At 45.2% G+C, this 336-nt stretch carries 1 protein-coding gene; it reads left to right on the top strand.

From position 1 onward, the window contains the following. Positions 1–336 (top strand): hypothetical protein (locus DCO46_RS23030; RefSeq protein ID WP_165829097.1); only part of this gene is annotated, 336 nt, incomplete at both ends.

Here is a 336-nt window from a genome sequence, read left to right on the forward strand (position 1 = left end):
AATACCAGATTAGCGGTAACGATCAGTGTAACCGATCCGGGCACACCGACTACAACAGACAATACACAAGACTTCTGGTTGGTTGAAGCGCCAAAATTTGCGAGTATTCAGGTAAATGAAGCCAATGTGGTTTGGTATAATGCGGCGACAGGCGGAACATCCTTTGCTTCCACAGCAGTATTGACAAGTGGAACTTATTACGGAGCGATTATCGATCCTTTAACCACTTGTGCAAGCAATACCAGATTAGCGGTAACGATCAGTGTAACCGATCCGGGCACACCGACTACAACAGACAATACACAAGACTTCTGTTTGATTGATGCGCCAACATTT

It is taken from the genome of Flavobacterium sp. HTF, from assembly GCF_003105115.1.
Classification (GTDB): Bacteria; Bacteroidota; Bacteroidia; order Flavobacteriales; family Flavobacteriaceae; genus Flavobacterium.